This is a genomic window from Luteimonas sp. Soil_N_1, from assembly GCF_057656255.1.
This window is the reverse complement of record NZ_JBDGKS010000001.1, coordinates 2935356-2953427: the sequence shown is the minus strand read 5'-3', so window position 1 is coordinate 2953427 and position 18072 is coordinate 2935356. Positions and strand designations below refer to the sequence as shown.

The 18072-nt window shown below is 67.2% G+C and carries 15 protein-coding genes; 11 read left to right on the top strand and 4 right to left on the bottom strand.

What is annotated here, in order from left to right:
* Window positions 1-112 precede the first annotated feature (112 nt).
* The 5 genes from AC3A4E_RS13685 (at window position 113) to prpE (ending at window position 5863) form a co-directional block, all read left to right on the top strand.
* Window positions 113-607, top strand: a complete 495-nt coding sequence (locus AC3A4E_RS13685) for a peptidylprolyl isomerase (RefSeq protein WP_232134481.1) — start codon at window positions 113-115, stop codon at window positions 605-607.
* Between the two features lie 53 nt (window positions 608-660).
* The gene (locus tag AC3A4E_RS13680) at window positions 661-1443 is read left to right on the top strand and encodes a hypothetical protein (protein WP_487631960.1); all 783 of its coding nucleotides are present in this window, start codon (window positions 661-663) and stop codon (window positions 1441-1443) included.
* Between the two features lie 116 nt (window positions 1444-1559).
* The gene (locus AC3A4E_RS13675; protein WP_487631959.1) at window positions 1560-2759 is read left to right on the top strand and encodes an aminotransferase class I/II-fold pyridoxal phosphate-dependent enzyme; all 1200 of its coding nucleotides are present in this window, start codon (window positions 1560-1562) and stop codon (window positions 2757-2759) included.
* A 68-nt stretch (window positions 2760-2827) separates the two neighbouring features.
* Complete coding sequence (locus tag AC3A4E_RS13670) at window positions 2828-3814, top strand: malate dehydrogenase (RefSeq protein ID WP_487631958.1); 987 nt, start codon at window positions 2828-2830, stop codon at window positions 3812-3814.
* 147 nt (window positions 3815-3961) lie between these two features.
* Complete coding sequence (prpE, locus tag AC3A4E_RS13665) at window positions 3962-5863, top strand: propionate--CoA ligase (protein ID WP_487631957.1); 1902 nt, start codon at window positions 3962-3964, stop codon at window positions 5861-5863.
* Between the two features lie 4 nt (window positions 5864-5867).
* On the opposite strand, the gene AC3A4E_RS13660 is transcribed toward prpE, so the two are convergent.
* Window positions 5868-7085: a citrate/2-methylcitrate synthase gene (locus tag AC3A4E_RS13660; RefSeq protein ID WP_487631956.1), complete on the bottom strand. Its 1218-nt coding sequence runs from the start codon at window positions 7083-7085 to the stop codon at window positions 5868-5870.
* Between the two features lie 104 nt (window positions 7086-7189).
* Here AC3A4E_RS13660 and prpB point away from each other — a divergent pair, with 104 nt between their 5' ends.
* The 6 genes from prpB (at window position 7190) to AC3A4E_RS13630 (ending at window position 14410) form a co-directional block, all read left to right on the top strand.
* The gene (gene prpB / locus AC3A4E_RS13655) at window positions 7190-8077 is read left to right on the top strand and encodes a methylisocitrate lyase (RefSeq protein WP_487631955.1); all 888 of its coding nucleotides are present in this window, start codon (window positions 7190-7192) and stop codon (window positions 8075-8077) included.
* Window positions 8078-8128: 51 nt separating this feature from the next.
* A complete protein-coding gene (prpC, locus tag AC3A4E_RS13650) occupies window positions 8129-9289 on the top strand; it encodes a bifunctional 2-methylcitrate synthase/citrate synthase (RefSeq protein ID WP_487631954.1) in 1161 nt (386 codons plus the stop codon).
* Window positions 9290-9362: 73 nt separating this feature from the next.
* The gene (gene acnD / locus AC3A4E_RS13645; protein WP_487631953.1) at window positions 9363-11960 is read left to right on the top strand and encodes a Fe/S-dependent 2-methylisocitrate dehydratase AcnD; all 2598 of its coding nucleotides are present in this window, start codon (window positions 9363-9365) and stop codon (window positions 11958-11960) included.
* A gap of 4 nt (window positions 11961-11964) precedes the next feature.
* Window positions 11965-12534 (top strand): 2'-5' RNA ligase family protein, encoded by a 570-nt coding sequence (locus AC3A4E_RS13640; protein WP_487631952.1) that lies wholly within the window; start codon window positions 11965-11967, stop codon window positions 12532-12534.
* Between the two features lie 13 nt (window positions 12535-12547).
* Window positions 12548-13744, top strand: coding sequence for a 2-methylaconitate cis-trans isomerase PrpF (prpF, locus tag AC3A4E_RS13635; protein WP_487631951.1), 1197 nt, complete (start codon window positions 12548-12550; stop codon window positions 13742-13744).
* Between the two features lie 150 nt (window positions 13745-13894).
* On the top strand, window positions 13895-14410 hold the full coding sequence (locus AC3A4E_RS13630) for a hypothetical protein (RefSeq protein ID WP_487631950.1): 516 nt from the start codon (window positions 13895-13897) through the stop codon (window positions 14408-14410).
* Between the two features lie 67 nt (window positions 14411-14477).
* Here AC3A4E_RS13630 and AC3A4E_RS13625 read toward each other — a convergent pair whose 3' ends face one another.
* From AC3A4E_RS13625 to AC3A4E_RS13615, 3 genes are all read right to left on the bottom strand, one after another.
* Entirely contained in the window at window positions 14478-15092 is a 615-nt protein-coding gene (locus tag AC3A4E_RS13625) for a glutathione S-transferase family protein (protein ID WP_487631949.1), read from the bottom strand.
* 73 nt (window positions 15093-15165) lie between these two features.
* Window positions 15166-15645 (bottom strand): cell wall hydrolase, encoded by a 480-nt coding sequence (locus tag AC3A4E_RS13620; RefSeq protein ID WP_232134491.1) that lies wholly within the window; start codon window positions 15643-15645, stop codon window positions 15166-15168.
* A 372-nt stretch (window positions 15646-16017) separates the two neighbouring features.
* Window positions 16018-18063 carry an oxidoreductase gene (locus AC3A4E_RS13615; RefSeq protein ID WP_487631948.1) on the bottom strand — a complete coding sequence of 682 codons (2046 nt, stop codon included), beginning with the start codon at window positions 18061-18063 and terminating at the stop codon, window positions 16018-16020.
* Between the last annotated feature and the right edge of the window lie 9 nt (window positions 18064-18072).

Here is an 18072-nt window from a genome sequence, read left to right as displayed (position 1 = left end):
CGCTGCCGCATGGCGGACCGCTTGAAACCGGGTATTGAAACCGCGTGCCGGAAGCCACATGTCGCGGGTTCGTCGGCCTGCCGATGACTTTTCCCCTCCAACAGGATTCCTCATGTCCCTGAACGCCGTATTCGACACCGACCGTGGCCAGATCAACGTCGAGCTTTTCGCCGACAAGGCGCCGCTGACCGTTGCCAACTTCGTCAACCTGGCCCAGCGCGGCTTCTACGACGGCCTGAGCTTCCACCGCGTCATCGCCGACTTCATGGTCCAGGGCGGCTGCCCCGAAGGTTCCGGCCGTGGCGGCCCCGGCTACAAGTTCGAAGACGAGACCAACAACGGCGTCAAGCACGACCGTGGTGTGCTGTCGATGGCGAACGCGGGCCCGAACACCAACGGCAGCCAGTTCTTCATCACCCACATCAAGACCGACTGGCTGGACGGCAAGCACACCGTGTTCGGCAAGGTCACCGAAGGTCTGGACGTGGTCGACGCGGTGAAGCAGGGCGATGCGATCAAGTCGATCAAGATCGTCGGCGACACCGAAGCGGTGCTGGCGGCCAAGGCCGACCGCGTCGCCGAGTGGAACAAGACGCTCGCTGCGTAAGCGACACTGACAGGCCGGCCATTCGCCGGCCTGTTTTCTTTTGGGGGAATGGAATGACCTCGAGCAGCAGGTGGTGGTGTGGTCTGGTGCTGGCGCTGGGCGTCGGCGCGCTGTCAGGGTGCGGGCCGTCCGCGCCCGATCCCGACATCGACGGCGTCGGCCCGGAGGCTGCGGCCACGCCGCAGGCGCAGGATCTCGAGCGCAGCCTCGAAGGCATCTGGAGCACCGGCGTTTCCAGCGGCGACGATGCCGAAACGATCTACGCCATCGAATGGCTGAGCGCCGGGGACCTGCGCATCCTGCGCGACGGCAGCTGGCTCGCCGGCACGGTCGAGGATGTCGATGTCGACAACCAGACGCTGGCCTTCCACATCACGCGCGAGAATGGCCCCGACGAGACCGTGACCCTGCGCAAGGTGCAGGACGCGGCATCCGGCGAGGGCTTCCACCTGCGCGTCACCTGGGCGCAGGGCCAGACCGAAACGCTGGGCTTCGTGCGCCGGCTGACCGATCGCGACCGGCAGGAGATCGTGCTGGAAGTCCGCCAGAGCGCCGTGCTGCCCGAGGCGGTCGCGTGTGGCGGCGATGCACCGGCCGGCAGCCTGCGCGCGACGCTGGCCTGCAGCGAGAGCGAATTCGCCGAACTCGATCGCGGCCTGCGCACGCAACTGGTCGAACTGTCGGCGCGGTATCCCGATGGCGACCGCACGGCGGCCGCAGTCGTCCAGCAGCTCGATGCCTGCAAAACGCCCGAGTGCCTGCGCGACGCCTATGCGCAATGGCAAACCTATTTCGACGAGAACTACGACCTCGGCGACGTGCTCGATTACCTCTGAATCCGCGCCTCGCCGCGCGTCGCGCCGGCGGTCGCCACAGGGCTGCGTGGTACCATCTGCCGCCGAAAATCAGCGCTTCCGCCGCATTCCCGACGCTTCAAGAAGAGATTCCTCCGATGCCCCAGCTCGCCGCGCGGACCGCTCGCGCCAAGCCCAGCGCCATCATGCAGGTCGCCGAAAAGGCGAAGCGCCTGAAGGCCGAAGGCCGGGACATCATCAGCTTCTCGATCGGCGTGCCGAATTTCCTGCCCGGTCCGCATGTGTATGCGGCCGCGCGCGAGGCGCTCGATCACGACAGCGGCCAGTACGGCAGTAACCGCGGCAGTGACGCGCTGCTCGATGCGTTCATCGGCCATCTCGATCGCATCGGCCTGCCGGGCTACACCCGCGCGCACTGCGCCAGCGGCATCGGCGCCAAGCACATCCTCTACACGCTGGCCGAAGTGCTGCTCGACGAAGGCGACGGCTTCGCGTTCGCCACGCCGTACTGGACGACGTATCTGGACATCGCCGAGATCGTCGGCGCCGACATCCAGCTGCTGCCGTGCCCGCCCGAACAGGATTACAAGCTGACCCCGGCGCAGCTCGATGCCGCGCTGGCGCGCAAGCCCAAGGTCTTCCTGTTCAACAATCCGTCGAACCCGACCGGCATGGTCTACACGCGCGACGAAATCGCCGCGCTGGCCGACGTGCTGGTGCGCCATCCGGATACGTGGATCGTCACCGACGACATCTACAACCGGATGGTCTTCGACGGCATCGGCTACCACAACGTCGTGCAGGCGCGGCCTGAACTGCGCGAGCGCACGATCTTCGTCGACTCGCTGTCCAAGACCTACGGCATGCCGGGCTGGCGCGTCGGCCTGCTGGCCGGGCCGGAGAATGTCGCGAAAGCCTTCGCGACGATGAACTCTAACCACATCACCAACGTGCCGGAAGTCGTGACCGCGGCCGCGGTCGCCGCGCTGTCCGGCCCGCAGGACGTGCCGACGGCGAAGTGCGCCGAATTCCAGGCGCGACGCGACGTGGTGATGGCGGCGCTGGCGGAGATTCCCGGCTTGGTCTGCCCCAAGCCCGCCGGCGCGTTCTACGTGTTTCCCGACATCAGCGTCGCGTTCGGCAAGTCGCACGGCGACCTGCGCATCGAAAACGACGTCGACCTGTGCAATGTGCTGCTCGAAACCAAGGGCGTGGCCTGTGTGCCGGGCTCGGCGTTCGGCGAGCCGCGCGCCTTGCGCATCAGCTATACCTGTCCCGAAGCGCAGCTCGCGCCCGGGCTGGCCCGCATCCGCGAATTCTTCGCGGAGCTGACCTGACCGGCCGGCCCCCGCCGACCGGATGCTTCCCACCCACGTGACCGTTTGAACGAACGAGAGGAATGACGATGAAGAAGCCCGTCCGTGTTGCCGTGACCGGCGCTGCCGGCCAGATCGGCTATGCGCTGCTGTTCCGGATCGCCTCCGGCGAAATGCTGGGCAAGGACCAGCCGGTGATCCTGCAGCTGCTCGAACTGCCGATCGACAAGGCACAGGCCGCGCTGAAGGGCGTGATCATGGAGCTCGAGGATTGCGCGTTCCCGCTGCTGGCCGATGTCGTCGGCACCGACGATCCGGAAGTCGCGTTCAAGGACGCCGACATCGCCCTGCTGGTCGGCGCGCGTCCGCGCGGCCCGGGCATGGAGCGCAAGGATCTGCTGCTCGAGAACGCCAAGATCTTCACCGCGCAGGGCGCGGCGTTGAACAAGGTGGCCTCGCGTGACGTCAAGGTGCTGGTGGTCGGCAACCCGGCCAACACCAATGCCTACATCGCCATGAAGTCGGCGCCGGATCTCAACCCGCGCAACTTCACCGCGATGCTGCGCCTCGACCACAACCGCGCGCTGAGCCAGCTGGCAACCAAGGCCGACGTGGCCGTGGGCGACATCGAAGGTCTGATCGTGTGGGGCAACCACAGCCCGACCATGTACCCGGACTACCGCTTCGCGACCGCGAACGGCCAGAACCTGAAGGACAAGGTCGGTGATGCCGACTGGAACGCCAACACCTTCATCCCGCAGGTCGGCAAGCGCGGCGCGGCGATCATCGAAGCGCGTGGGCTGTCCTCGGCCGCATCGGCTGCCAATGCCGCGATCGACCACATCCACGACTGGGTGCTGGGCAGCAACGGCAAGTGGGTGACGATGGGCGTGCCGTCCGACGGCAGCTACGGCATTCCCGAGGGCGTGATCTTCGGCTTCGCGGTGACCACCGAGAACGGCGAGTACACGCTGGTCAAGGACATCGAAGTCGACGACTTCAGTCAGAAGGCCATCGACAAGACGCTGGCCGAGCTCGAAGAAGAGCGCAGCGGCGTGGCGCATCTGCTGGCCTGAGCCCTGCAGCGCGTCGAGAGAAAGCCGGGCCTTGCGCCCGGCTTTTTCGTGGGCGCGCGCCGGCTGCAGCCGCGGGGTAGACCATTGTCGTAACGCATCCAGGCCGCGTGCGGACTAGCCTCGGGAATTCGCAACCGGAGGGTCGACATGGGCTACGAGGAATTCCACCGCCGCTCCATAGAAGACCCCGAAGGGTTCTGGGGCGAGCAGGCGCAGGCGATCCACTGGCACAAGGCGCCGGATCGGATCCTCGACTACTCGAATCCGCCGTTCCGCAAGTGGTTCGTCGGCGGCGAGACCAATCTCTGTTTCAACGCCGTCGACCGGCATCTCGAGGCGCGTGGCGACCAGCTCGCGCTCGTCGCGATCTCGACCGAAACCAACGAGACACGCGAGATCACCTACGCGCAGCTGTATCGCGAGGTCAACGATTTCGCCGCAGTGCTGAAAGCGCTCGGCGTCGGACGCGGCGATCGCGTCGTCATCTACATGCCGAACATGGCCGAGGCCGCGTTCGCGATGCTGGCCTGCGCGCGCATCGGCGCGGTGCACTCGGTGGTCTTCGGCGGATTCGCCGCGCACAACCTCGCGCTGCGCATCGACGATGCGAAGCCTGCGCTGCTGATCGCCGCCGATGCCGGCAGTCGCGGCGGCAAGGTGATCCCGTACAAGCCACTGGTCGATGCCGCCTGCGCGGAGGCGCAGTCGCCGCCCCCGCACGTGCTGATCGTCGATCGCGGCCTCGATCCCGGCTACGCGCGCGTCGAAGGGCGCGACGTCGATTACGCGACCATCCGCGCGCAGCACGCCGGCACCGATGTTCCGGTGGAATGGCTGGAATCCAACGAGCCGAGCTATCTGCTCTACACCTCCGGTACCACCGGGAAACCCAAGGGCGTGCAGCGCGATGTCGGCGGGTATGCGGTGGCGATGGCGCTGTCGATGTGGTCGATCTACGACATCCGCCCGGGGCAGGTGATGTTCACCACGTCCGACGTGGGCTGGGCGGTCGGGCATTCGTACAACGTCTACGGCCCGCTGATCGCAGGCGCGACGGTGATCCTCTATGAAGGCCTGCCCTTCAGTCCGGACGGCGGTATCTGGTGGAAGATCTGCGCCGACTACGGCGTGCGCACGATGTTCTCCTCGCCGACCGCGATCCGCGTGCTGAAGAAACAGGATGCGAAGTTCCTGTCCCAGTACGACCTGTCGAAACTCCAATACCTGTTCCTCGCCGGCGAGCCGCTCGACGAGCCCACTGCGAGCTGGATCAGCACCGGCCTCGGGGGCACGACGATCATCGACAACTACTGGCAGACCGAAACCGGCTGGCCGGTGCTGGCGCTGATGCCCGGCGTCGAACTCAAGCCGGTGAAGTTCGGCTCGCCCGGTCTGCCCACGCCGGGTTACGACCTGCGCGTGATCGATGAAGCGACCGGCGAACGCGTGCCGCCCGGCACCAAGGGTGTGCTGGTGATCCAGCCGCCGCTGCCGCCGGGCTGCATGACCACGGTGTGGAACGACGACGCGCGTTTCCTGTCGAGCTACTTCTCGCATTTCAAGGAACTGCTCTACAGCTCGCTGGACTGGGCGATCCAGGACGAGGACGGCTACACCTTCATCCTCGGCCGCACCGACGATGTCATCAACGTCGCCGGCCATCGCCTGGGCACACGCGAAATCGAGGAATCGGTGTCGAGCCATCCGGCCGTCGCCGAGGCCGCGGTGATCGGCGTCGCCGATGAGCTCAAGGGCCAGGTGCCGATCGTCTTCGTGACGCTCAAGCAGGCATCGGCGGATGCGGACGCGCAGCACGCGACCGCAGGCGAGATGATGCGCACCGTCGCCGACCAGCTCGGCGCCGTCGCGCGGCCGGCGCGGGTCTACGTGGTCAATGCGCTGCCGAAGACGCGCTCGGGGAAATTGCTGCGTCGGTCTCTGCAGGCGCTGGCGGAATCGCGTGATCCGGGCGATCTGTCGACGCTCGATGATCCCAATGCGCTTGAGGAAGTGCGCCGCGTTCTTGCGCGGGGCGCGGACGCGGGCTGAGCCTTCAGTCCGCGGGCGCGACGCCGGTGTAATGCGCGCGCGGGCGGATCAGCATGCCGAGTTCCTGCTGCTCCAGCGCGTGCGCCAGCCAGCCGGCGAGCCGGCCGGCGGCGAACATGCACAGCGCGGGCGTGGCCGGCAAACCGTGCACGAAACAGATCGCCGCGAGCATGCCGTCGATGTTGGGATGGCGGCCGCTGGTCTCGGCCGCGGAGTTGAGCACCGCTTCGACCTGCTGCATGCGTGCATCACCCGCGTGGCGTGCACGCAGCATCGCCAGCACTTCGGCGGCCCGCGGGTCGCCGTCGGGATACAACACGTGATGGAAGCCGGGCAGGTCGTCGCCGCGTTGCCAGCGCTCGGCCACGAAGGCAGCGGGCGAGGGCGCATCGCAGGCTTCGCGGATCAGCGCATGCGCACGCGCGGTCGCGCCGCCATGGCGCGGACCCGAAAGCGCCGCGAGTCCTGCGCAGACCGTCGCATGCAGGTGTGCGCCGGTGGACGCGACCACACGCGCGGCGAAGGCCGATACGTTGAGTTCGTGGTCTGCGCACAGCACCAGCGCCGCGCAGACGAGCTCGGCGAATGCCGCGTCGCCGGGACGCCAGGCGTCGGCGAGCAGTACGTGGACGGGGCGCGCATCCGGCGTGCCGGCCACCAGCAGTGCCGCGTTCTGGCGCAGCAACGTGGCCGCGACGCCACGCTTGGCCGCCGGCGCGGCGCTCAGCGAATGCCGCAGGTCCGGTGCGAGCAACGGGATCGCCGCCATCGCGCGTTCGATCGGCGGCAAGGTGGCATCGCCGGCGATCGCAGCGACGCGCGCGGGCCAGTCGCCGGTCGCAGCGTCGAAGGGATCGGCATCGCCGCAATCCCACAACAGCCGCGCGGTGTCTTCGAGCGTGGCGCCGCTGCGGACCATCGCGACCGCGGAACGCCCGCGGTAATACGGGCTGTCGGGCCGGATCAACGAGATCCGCGTCTCCATCACCGGCAGACCGCGATCGAGACTCTGCGCCGCACCGCGCGCCGCGCCGCGGCCTGCGCGCTTGCGCTGGGTCAGGCGTTCGACGTCCTGGCGCAGATACACCCGGCTGCGATGGTCGGCGCCGGGTCGCGACGCCAGCAGGCCGCGGCTGACGTAGGCGTAGAGCGTCGCGGTGCTGATGCCGAGCGCGGCGCAGGCCTGCGCCGCGGACATCAGGTCGCCATCGTTCGCATTCACAGTGAATCCCGATGTATTGATTTATTCGATCAAGATTGATCAACCATTCGGATGGTGCCAGATTGCACGCCATCGCGGTACACCGCAGCTCCGGAGTCGGATCCATGACCACGCTTTCCGCAGGCGCGAAATTCCGCGCCGCGCTCGCTGCCGAATCGCCGTTGCAGGTGATCGGTGCGATCAACGCCAACCACGCGCTGCTGGCCAAGCGCGCCGGCTTCCAGGCGATCTATCTGTCGGGTGGCGGCGTCGCCGCGGGCTCGCTGGGCCTGCCGGATCTGGGCATCAACACGCTCGAAGACGTGCTGATCGACGTGCGCCGCATCACCGATGTCTGCGACCTGCCGCTGCTGGTCGACATCGACACCGGCTTCGGCGCGAGCGCGTTCAACATCGAGCGCACCGTAAAGTCGCTGATCAAGGCCGGCGCGGCGGCGTGCCACATCGAGGACCAGGTGGGCGCCAAGCGCTGCGGCCATCGTCCGGGCAAGGAGATCGTGTCGCAAGGCGAGATGGTCGACCGGGTCAAGGCTGCGGCCGATGCGAAGATCGATCCCGATTTCTTCCTGATCGCGCGCACCGATGCGATCCAGGTCGACGGCGTCGATGCCGCGATCGAACGCGCGGTCGCGTGTGTCGAAGCCGGCGCCGACGGCATCTTCGCCGAGGCCGCCTACGACCTCGACACCTATCGCCGCTTCGTCGATGCGGTGAAGGTGCCGGTGCTCGCCAACATCACCGAGTTCGGCGCCACGCCGCTGTTTACGCGCGACGAGCTGGCGTCTGCGGGCGTCGCGATCCAGCTGTTCCCGCTGTCGGCGTTCCGCGCGGCGAACAAAGCCGCCGAAGCGGTGTACACCGCGGTGCGTCGCGACGGTTCGCAGCAGGCCGTCGTCGACACGATGCAGACCCGCGAGGAACTCTACGAGCGCATCGGCTATCACGCGTTCGAACAGCGGCTCGACGCGCTGTTCGCGTCCAATAAAAACTAAGCGACCCCTGATCTTTCATCCGTGCCTGCGGGCATCCAACGGAGATTCCAGATGAGCGACACCGCCACCACCGCCCCTGGCTTCAAGCCGAAGAAATCCGTCGCGCTGAGCGGCACGGCCGCCGGCAACACCGCGCTGTGCACCGTCGGCCGCAGCGGCAACGATCTGCACTACCGCGGCTACGACATTCTCGATCTCGCGCGCACCAGCGAGTTCGAGGAAATCGCCTATCTGCTGGTCCATGGCAAGCTGCCGACCGAAGCGGAACTGCGCGGCTACAAGGCCAAGCTGAAGTCGCTGCGCGGCATTCCGGCGGCAGTCAAGGCCGCGCTGGAAGAACTGCCGCCGTCGGCGCACCCGATGGATGTCATGCGCACCGGCGTGTCGGTGCTCGGCTGCGTGCAGCCGGAGAAGGACGACCACAACCATCCGGGCGCGCGCGACATCGCCGACAAGCTGATGGCCTGCCTCGGTTCGATGCTGCTGTACTGGTACCACTGGAGCCACAACGGTCGCGCGATCGACGTCGAAACCGATGACGATTCGATCGGCGGGCACTTCCTGCATCTGCTGCACGGGCATGAGCCGCGCGAGTCCTGGGTCAAGGCGATGCATACCTCGCTGATCCTGTACGCGGAGCACGAGTTCAACGCATCGACCTTCGCCTGCCGCGTCATCGCCGGCACCGGCAGCGACATGCACAGCGCGATCACCGGCGGCATCGGCGCGCTGCGCGGCCCCAAACACGGCGGTGCGAACGAAGTCGCGTTCGAAGTGCAGAAGCGCTACGACACGCCGGACGAAGCGGAAGCCGACATCAAGGCGCGCGTGGAGAAGAAGGAAGTGATCATCGGTTTCGGCCATCCGGTCTACACCGTCAGCGATCCGCGCAACGAAGTGATCAAGCAGGTCTCGAAGGAACTGTCGGACGAGGCGGGCAGCCGCAAGATGTACGACATCGCCGAACGCCTGGAAACGGTGATGTGGGACATCAAGAAGATGTTCCCGAACCTCGACTGGTTCAGCGCGGTGAGCTACCACATGATGGGCGTGCCGACGGCGATGTTCACGCCGCTGTTCGTGATCGCCCGCACCGCCGGCTGGAGCGCGCACGTCATCGAGCAGCGCATCGACGGCAAGATCATCCGTCCCAGCGCGCAGTACACCGGTCCTGAAGACCAGGCATTCGTGCCGATCGCAGAACGCAAGTAAGGCCGTCCTGCACCGGTCCCCGCACGCGCGGGGACCTCGCGTTTCCGCTCCTTTCGAATTGTTGAAGCCAGCCATGAACAGCCAGCACCGCAAACCCCTTCCCGGCACAAAGCTCGACTGGTTCGACGCGCGCGCGGCCGTCGACGCGCTCGCGCCCGGCGCGTACGACCGCATGTCCTACACCGCGCGCGTGCACGCCGAGAATCTGGTGCGGCGCTGCGAGCCGGCGCAGCTCGACAACGCGCTGCGGCAGCTGATCGAACTGCGGCAGGACATCGACTTTCCGTGGTATCCGGCGCGCGTGGTCTGTCACGACATCCTCGGCCAGACCGCGCTGGTGGATCTTGCCGGTCTGCGCGATGCGATCGCCGACCAGGGCGGCGATCCGGCGAAGGTCAATCCGGTGGTGCCGGTGCAGCTGATCGTCGATCACTCGCTGGCGGTGGAATGCGGCGGCTATGACCCGGATGCATTCGCGAAGAACCGCACCATCGAAGACCGTCGCAACGCCGACCGTTTCCACTTCATCGACTGGACCAAGCTCGCGTTCCACAACGTCGAGGTGATTCCGCCGGGCAACGGGATCATGCACCAGATCAATCTGGAGAAGATGTCACCGGTGGTCTACGTGCAGGACGGCGTCGCGTTTCCGGACACCTGCGTCGGCACCGACAGCCACACGCCGCACGTCGATGCGCTGGGCGTGATCGCGGTCGGCGTTGGCGGGCTGGAAGCCGAGAACGTCATGCTCGGCCGCGCGTCGTGGATGCGCACGCCGGAGATCGTCGGCGTCGAACTGTCAGGCCGTCCTGGCCCCGGCATCACCGCGACCGATGTCGTGCTGGCGCTCACCGAATTCCTGCGCAAGTCCAAGGTGGTCGGTGCGTATCTGGAATTCCGTGGACCCGGAGCGGCTGCGCTGTCGGTCGGCGATCGCGCGACGATCTCCAACATGGCGCCCGAGTACGGCGCGACCGCGGCGATGTTCTTCATCGACGACAACACGCTCGACTACCTGCGCCTGACCGGCCGCGAAGACACCCAGGTCGCGCTGGTCGAAACCTATGCGAAGGCCGCCGGCTTGTGGGCCGATTCGCTGGCCCGCGCCGAGTACGTGCGCACGCTGCATTTCGACCTGTCGAGCGTGGTGCGCAACATGGCCGGCCCGTCGAATCCGCACAAGCGTGTGGCGACCAGCGATCTCGCCGCCAGCGGCATCGCCGGCGCATGGGAGATGCCGACCGACGGCACCATGCCCGACGGCGCGGTGATCATCGCCGCGATCACCAGCTGCACGAACACCTCGAACCCGCGCAACGTCATCGCCGCTGCGTTGCTGGCGCGCAACGCGAACGCGCGCGGCCTCACGCGCAAGCCATGGGTCAAGAGCTCGCTCGCGCCGGGCTCCAAGGCCGTGCAGCTGTATCTCGAAGAAAGCGGCCTGCTGCCGGATCTCGAACAGCTCGGCTTCGGCATCGTTGCCTTCGCCTGCACCACCTGCAACGGCATGAGCGGCTCGCTGGATCCGGCAATCCAGCAGGAGATCATCGACCGCGACCTGTACGCGACCGCCGTGCTCAGCGGCAACCGCAATTTCGACGGCCGCATCCATCCCTACGCCAAGCAGGCCTTCCTCGCGTCGCCACCGCTGGTGATCGCCTATGCGATTGCCGGCACCGTGCGTTTCGACATCGAGAAGGACGTGCTGGGCATCGACCACGATGGCAACGCGGTTACGCTCAAGGATCTCTGGCCGTCGGATGAGGAGATCGACGCGGTGGTCAAGGCCAGCGTCAAGCCGGAGCAGTTCCGCGCCGTCTACGGCCCGATGTTCAAGCTGCACGTCGATACCGGCGAACGCGTCGCGCCGCTGTACGACTGGCGCGAGATGAGCACCTACATCCGCCGCCCGCCGTACTGGGAAGGTGCGCTGGCCGGCGCGCGCACGCTGACCGGCATGCGCCCGCTCGCGGTGCTCGGCGACAACATCACCACTGATCACCTGTCACCGTCGAACGCGATCATGGCCGACAGCGCAGCCGGCGAGTACCTCGCGAAGATGGGCGTGCCGGAAGAGGACTTCAATTCCTACGCGACCCATCGCGGCGATCATCTGACCGCGCAGCGCGCCACGTTTGCCAATCCGAAACTCGTCAATGAAATGGCGATCGTCGACGGCACGGTGCGCCAGGGCTCGCTGGCGCGCATCGAACCGGAAAGCCAGGTCGTGCGCATGTGGGAAGCGATCGAGACTTACATGGAGCGCAAGCAGCCGCTGGTGATCATCGCCGGCGCCGATTACGGGCAGGGCAGCTCGCGCGACTGGGCGGCCAAGGGCGTGCGTCTGGCGGGCGTGGAAGCGATCGTCGCCGAAGGCTTCGAGCGCATCCACCGTACCAACCTGATCGGCATGGGCGTGCTGCCGCTCGAATTCCAACCCGGCGTCACCCGCCTGACTCTCGGCATCGACGGCACCGAAACCTTCGACGTCACCGGCGAGCGCACCCCGCGCGCAATGCTGACGCTGGTGATCCACCGTCACGACGGCACGCAGCTGTCGGTGCCGGTGATCTGCCGCCTCGACACCGCGGAAGAAGTCTCGATCTACGAAGCCGGTGGTGTGCTGCAGCGGTTCGCGCAGGATTTTCTGGAGTCTTCGAAGGTCGCGTGACGCCGTGACGAAAGAACCTTTCTTGATGCTGATGGGGCGACCTCCACCGGATGTCGTCAGGCAGCTGACTGACATCGTGGAGGCCGCTGGACTCGTGCAGCGTCTAGGGCGCCGCTATTTCGATCCTGCCAATTCGCATCAGTCGTTCTCCAACAGGCACAAAGACGACGCGGTCGAGTTGGCGCGCATGATTGCGGTGGGAAATGCGATTCAGGCGCACGCGTTCGATCTTTCGCTCGATCGCATTGTCAGTACGGTCAAAGATCGGATCGACTGGCGGTTCGAATCCTCGAAAGGAAGGACGCCGGAGTTCGACGCAATGCTGAGGGCGGTGCGCGCGGCGTTCGACTGTGTGGATGGCATCCAGGACGAGGTGCAGCATGCGCCTCACGTCACGTTTGCCTATGGCGCGCCTGAGCGTCTGCGGACGCTGCACTTCCCTGCCGTCGCTTGGACGGTCGATCGAGTAGAGCTCGTCCGTCGGATGGAGCACCCTTACCGCTACGAGACGCTCGCGAGTTGGCCTTTGCTGCCCGCTTTGCGAGGCGCCGTGATTCAAGCACCGCTTTTCTGAGCACGGAACGACGATGACTTACATCCCCCAACTCCGCATCCCCGCCACCTACATGCGCGGTGGCACCTCCAAAGGCGTGTTCTTCCGCCTCGAAGACCTGCCTGCCGCCGCACAGGTGCCCAGCGCCGCACGCGATGCATTGCTGATGCGCGTGATCGGTTCGCCCGATCCCTATGCCAAGCACACCGACGGCATGGGCGGCGCGACGTCGTCCACCAGCAAGTGCGTGATCATCGGGCCCGCGTCGGTGCCGGATCACGATGTCGACTATCTCTACGGACAGGTCTCGATCGACAGCGCGTTCGTCGACTGGAGCGGCAACTGCGGCAACCTCAGCACCGCGGTCGGTCCGTTCGCGATCGCCAACGGCTTCATCGATGCATCCAGGATTCCGCACGATGGCACCGTCGCGGTGCGCGTGTGGCAGGCGAACATCGGCAAGACGATCATCGTGCACGTGCCGGTCGCGGGCGGGCATGTGCAGGAAACCGGCGATTTCGAACTCGACGGCGTGACGTTCCCGGCGGCGGAGATCGTGCTGGAATTCATCGATCCCGCCGACGAAGGCGAGGGTGATGGCGGCGGCGCGATGTTCCCGACCGGCCATCTCGTCGACGATCTCGACGTGCCGGGCGTCGGCACGCTGCGCGCGACGCTGATCAATGCCGGCATCCCGACGATCTTCGTCGACGCCGCGTCGATCGGATACACCGGCACCGAGCTGCAGGACGCGATCAACGGCGACGCGAAAGCGCTCGCGATGTTCGAGACGATCCGCGCACACGGCGCGGTGCGCATGGGGTTGATCAAAGATGTGTCGGAGGCGTCAAAGCGCCAGCACACGCCCAAGGTCGCATTCGTCGCGCCGCCGCGCGATCACGTGGTGTCGAGCGGCAAGGCGTTCGCCGCTGGTGATATCGATCTGCTGGTGCGCGCGCTGTCGATGGGCAAGCTGCACCACGCGATGATGGGCACGGCCGCGGTCGCGATCGGCACGGCGGCGGCGATCCCCGGCACGCTGGTGAATCTGGCCGCGGGCGGCGGCGCTCGCAGCTCGGTGCGCTTCGGGCATCCGTCCGGCACCTTGCGTGTGGGCGCCGAAGCGGTGGAAGTCGACGGCCAGTGGACCGTCGCCAAGGCGATCATGTCGCGTTCGGCACGCGTGCTGATGGAGGGTGCGATCCGCGTGCCGGGCGACACGCTGGGCTGATCCCGCAGCGACGCAACTCCATCGACGGCCCTTCATCGCCAACGTGTCGCGCGTCGCGGTTTCGACCTTGGTCTGACTGGTTCCAGGCCTCCCCGCGTGCAAGGGTCCATGCGGGGGACGGCCACGCCGTCAGTGGAAGGGGACGAAGCGATGGAGATCGCGATCGCGATACCCGCGAAGACCGACGCGGGTCGGGCGGAAATCGAAACGCGTGCGCAGCGCCTGCCGGCTGCACTGCGCTCGCTGCTGTTGCTCGTCGACGGTCAACGCGGCGCGCTGGAACTCGATGCCATCGCGCGCCGGCTGCATGCGCCGGCCAATGCACTCGAACAACTGGCGGCGCTCGGGCTGGTCACCGCATCGGGCGCAGGCGTCCCGCATCCGGCCGATGCCGCAACTTCGATCCACGAAGCGCGCAGCGACAGTGATGCGCAACGCCATCTGATTCTCTACGCATTGATGAACGATGCGACGCGCGCGCATCTCGGGCTCGTCGGCGGATATCTCACCCAGCTCAAGCTGGAGCGCGCCGACGATGCGGCCGCGCTCGAAGCACTGTTGCCGATGCTGCAGACGGCGCTCACCAAGGCGCGCGATGCGCGCGTGGCCGCGGAGATCATTGCAGGCATACGCGCCGCGGCAGACACCGGCGCGGGCGCTGCGTAAGCAAGCCCGCCGAAATACATCGAACCAGCGCGCCGCCTTGACACGACGCGCCGGTCGGACGGATCGATCAGATCAGGCCTTCGGCCGTCATCGCGGCGCGGACGCCGTCGTCGGCGAGCATGCGCGCGTCGAACGCGTGCAGGTTGTCGAGCCCGCCGAGATCGAGCTTCAGGCGCTTGGCCCACTGCAGGGTCACGAACAGATACGGATCAGCGATCGAACGAGTGCCCGTGAGGTAGTCGCGGCCGGCGAGCTGTGCGTCGATGCGCTCATACAGGCCGCGGATCTTCTGCATCGCGTGCTTGCGCGTGCGATCCACGACATCCGCGTCTTCCAGATATTTGGTGCTGCCGAACAGCGGATGGAACGACGGATGCAGATCGGCATTGAGCAATGCGAGCCAGCGGTTGACCTCGGCGCGGCTCTGCGGTGAACCGTCGCCCCCGAGCTTCGCGTCGGGATGGCGGTCGGCCAGATAGTTGAGGATCGCGGCGTTCTGGGTCAGCACCCAGTCGCCTTCCACCAGCACCGGCACCGCGCCGGCGGGATTGAGTGCGAGGAACGCGGGTTCCTTCATCTGCGTCGCGTCGACGACGCGCGCTTCGAACGGCGCGCCGATCCACTGCAGCACGATGTGGTCGGCCAGCGAACAGGCGCCGGGCTTGGTATGGAGGATGCGCATGGCGGTCCCAGGGTTGGACGGGCCGCCATCATGCGCCGGGCGTCGCGGGCGGGGAAGCCGGCGACGCGGGCGGTCAGCCGCGTTCGCTGTCGGTCGTCGGACGCGCCGGACGCAGCGACTGCACGCGCAGGAAGGTGTGATCGCCGATCGTCGCCACCTGGTGCGCGCTGCGCCAGGCCGGCGCGGCAATCGCATGGGCCATGAAATGGCTCGCACCGGGCACCACCTGACGGCGTTGCTCGGGCGGCAGTGACCAGTTGCGCTCCGACTCCAGCGCCACGCTGACCGCGCGGGTCCAGGCATTGGTGTTGGCGAGCTTGGTGTTCGGCGACAGGATCGTCGGCGCGAACTGCTTGCGCGCGGTCACCACTTCGCACATCGACTCGCCCCACAGACCGCTCTCCTGGCGGCGCAGGGCCACCTCGGCGACGGCTTCCTGTCCACGGACGGACTGGTCGCGGGCTTCCAGATACACCGTCGTGCTCAGACAGAGCGAATCGGCGGCGGGGGGCGGCAGCACGGAGGCCAGCCACATCACCCATTCAAGTTTCATCAACGACTCCTTGCTGCGTTGCGCCGGGCCGCACGTCGCCGTCCTCTGTTTGAGAAGAACGCAGGCAACTGCAGGAACCGGCATGGCGTATTGGGGAGGGCGGCGGACTCTGTGGTGCGCTTGATCGCCCGGGCACCGAAGTCCGCAGAAGGCGGGTCGGGCCGGTGTCCCGCCGAAGGTGGCGGAACGAAGTGACGGCACGGTAGCCCCGGTTTTTCGAATCACAGATGAATGCGGGGCACTGGCGCCCGGGGGATTTGTGTGGCTGGGCCGAAGATCTCGCAGTGCCTATTCAGGTTTATCGCGGTCGCGTGGCGCTCAAGCCCATCGCCCGGTCGTCGAATCCGAAACCTGAACAGGACGACGTTTTCTTCAGAGATGGGCGGCCAGACGACTCGCCTGCGCGATCGCGCGCTTGGCATCGAGTTCCGCGGCCACGTCGGCACCACCGACCAGATGCACGACCGTGCCGCTCGCCTGCAGGGCGTCGAACAGGTCGCGACGCGGCTCCTGGCCGGCGCAGATCACGATGTGATCGACGTCCAGCGTCTGCTCCGCGCCATCGACGCGGATGCGCAGGCCGGCGTCGTCGACACCGAGATATTCGACACCGCCCAGCATCGTCACGCCTTTGGCCTTGAGCGTGCTGCGATGGATCCAGCCGGTGGTCTTGCCGAGCCGCGCACCCGGGCGGCCGGGGCTGCGCTGCAGCAGCCACAGTTGTCTTGCGGGCGGCGCAGGCGCGGCAGGCACCAGGCCGCCGGGCTGTTCAAAGGTCGGGTCGATGCCCCATTCGCGCATCCAGGTGCCGGTATCGAGGCTCGGCGACTGGCCGGCATGTTCGACCAGAAACTCGCCGACATCGAAACCGATGCCGCCGGCGCCGATGATCGCCACGCGCGCGCCCGGCACGACGCGGCCTTCGATGACGTCCACATAGCCGACCACCTTGGGATGGTCGCGGCCGGGAAAGTCGACCACGCGCGGCACCACGCCGGTAGCCAGCACCACGGCGTCGAACCCGGTGAGATCGTCTGCAGTAACCGGTGTCGACAGGCGCACGTCGACGCCGGTCTCGACCAGCCGTGTGCGGAAGTAGCGCAGCGTCTCGTCGAACTCTTCCTTGCCCGGAATGCGCAGGGCGAGATTGAACTGGCCGCCGATGTCGGCCGCCGCATCGAACAGCGTCACCGCGTGCCCGCGCTGCGCGGCGACGGTCGCGCACGCCAGGCCCGCCGGGCCGGCGCCGACCACGGCGACACGCAGCGGCGTCGCCGCCGGGAAGTAGTTGAGTTCGGTTTCCGCGCAGGCACGCGGATTGACCAGGCAGCTCGCAGTGCGGTTCGCGAATACGTGATCGAGGCACGCCTGGTTGCAGGCGATGCAGGTATTGATGCGCTCGGGTGTGCCCGCGCGCGCCTTGGCAACCCATTGCGGATCGGCCAGCAGCGGCCGCGCCATCGACACCATGTCCGCCGCGCCGCTGGCGAGGATGCGTTCGGCGACGTCGGGCATGTTGATGCGGTTGGTCGCGATCAGCGGCAGCGTCACGTGCGGGCGCAGCTTGGCGGTGACGCTGGCGAACGCGGCGCGCGGCACCGAGGTCGCGATCGTCGGCACGCGCGCCTCGTGCCAGCCGATGCCGGTGTTGATCAGCGTCGCGCCGGCCGCTTCAACCGCGCGGGCCTGCTGCACGATGTCGTCCCAGGCCGAGCCGTCCGGCACCAGTTCCAGCATCGACAGGCGGTAGACGATGATGAAATCGTCGCCCGCGGCCGCGCGCACGCGGCGCACGATCTCGGTCGCGAAGCGCATGCGTTGCGCGGTGTCGCCGCCCCAGGCGTCGTCGCGCGCATTGGTGCGCCGGCTGAGGAACTGGTTGATCAGATAGCCCTCGCTACCCATCACTTCGACGCCGTCGTAGCCGGCCTCGCGGGCGAGCTTCGCGGCATGCGCGTAGGCATCGATCGTGCGTTCGACGCCGCGCGCCGACAGCGCCCGCGGGGTGAACGGATTGATCGGCGCCTTGATCCGGCTCGGCGCGACCTGCAGCGGGTGATAACCGTAGCGGCCGGCGTGCAGCAGTTGCAGGCAGATCTTCGCGTCGTGGCCGTGCACGGCCTCGGTGACCTGCCGGTGCCGGCGCGTTTCCCAGCGCCACGACAGCTTGCCGCCGAAGGGTTTGAGCCAGCCGGCGATATCGGGGGAGAAGCCGCCGGTGACGATCAGGCCGACGCCGCCTTCGGCGCGCTCGGCGAAATAGCGCGCAAGCTTGGGGAAATCCGTCGCGCGGTCTTCGAGGCCGGTGTGCATCGAGCCCATCAGCACGCGGTTGCGCAAGGTGGTGAAGCCCAGATCGAGCGGCGCCAGCAGATGCGGATAGGGAGTGGCGACGGGCTGGCCGGAGGCTGGCGTCATGATCAGGAT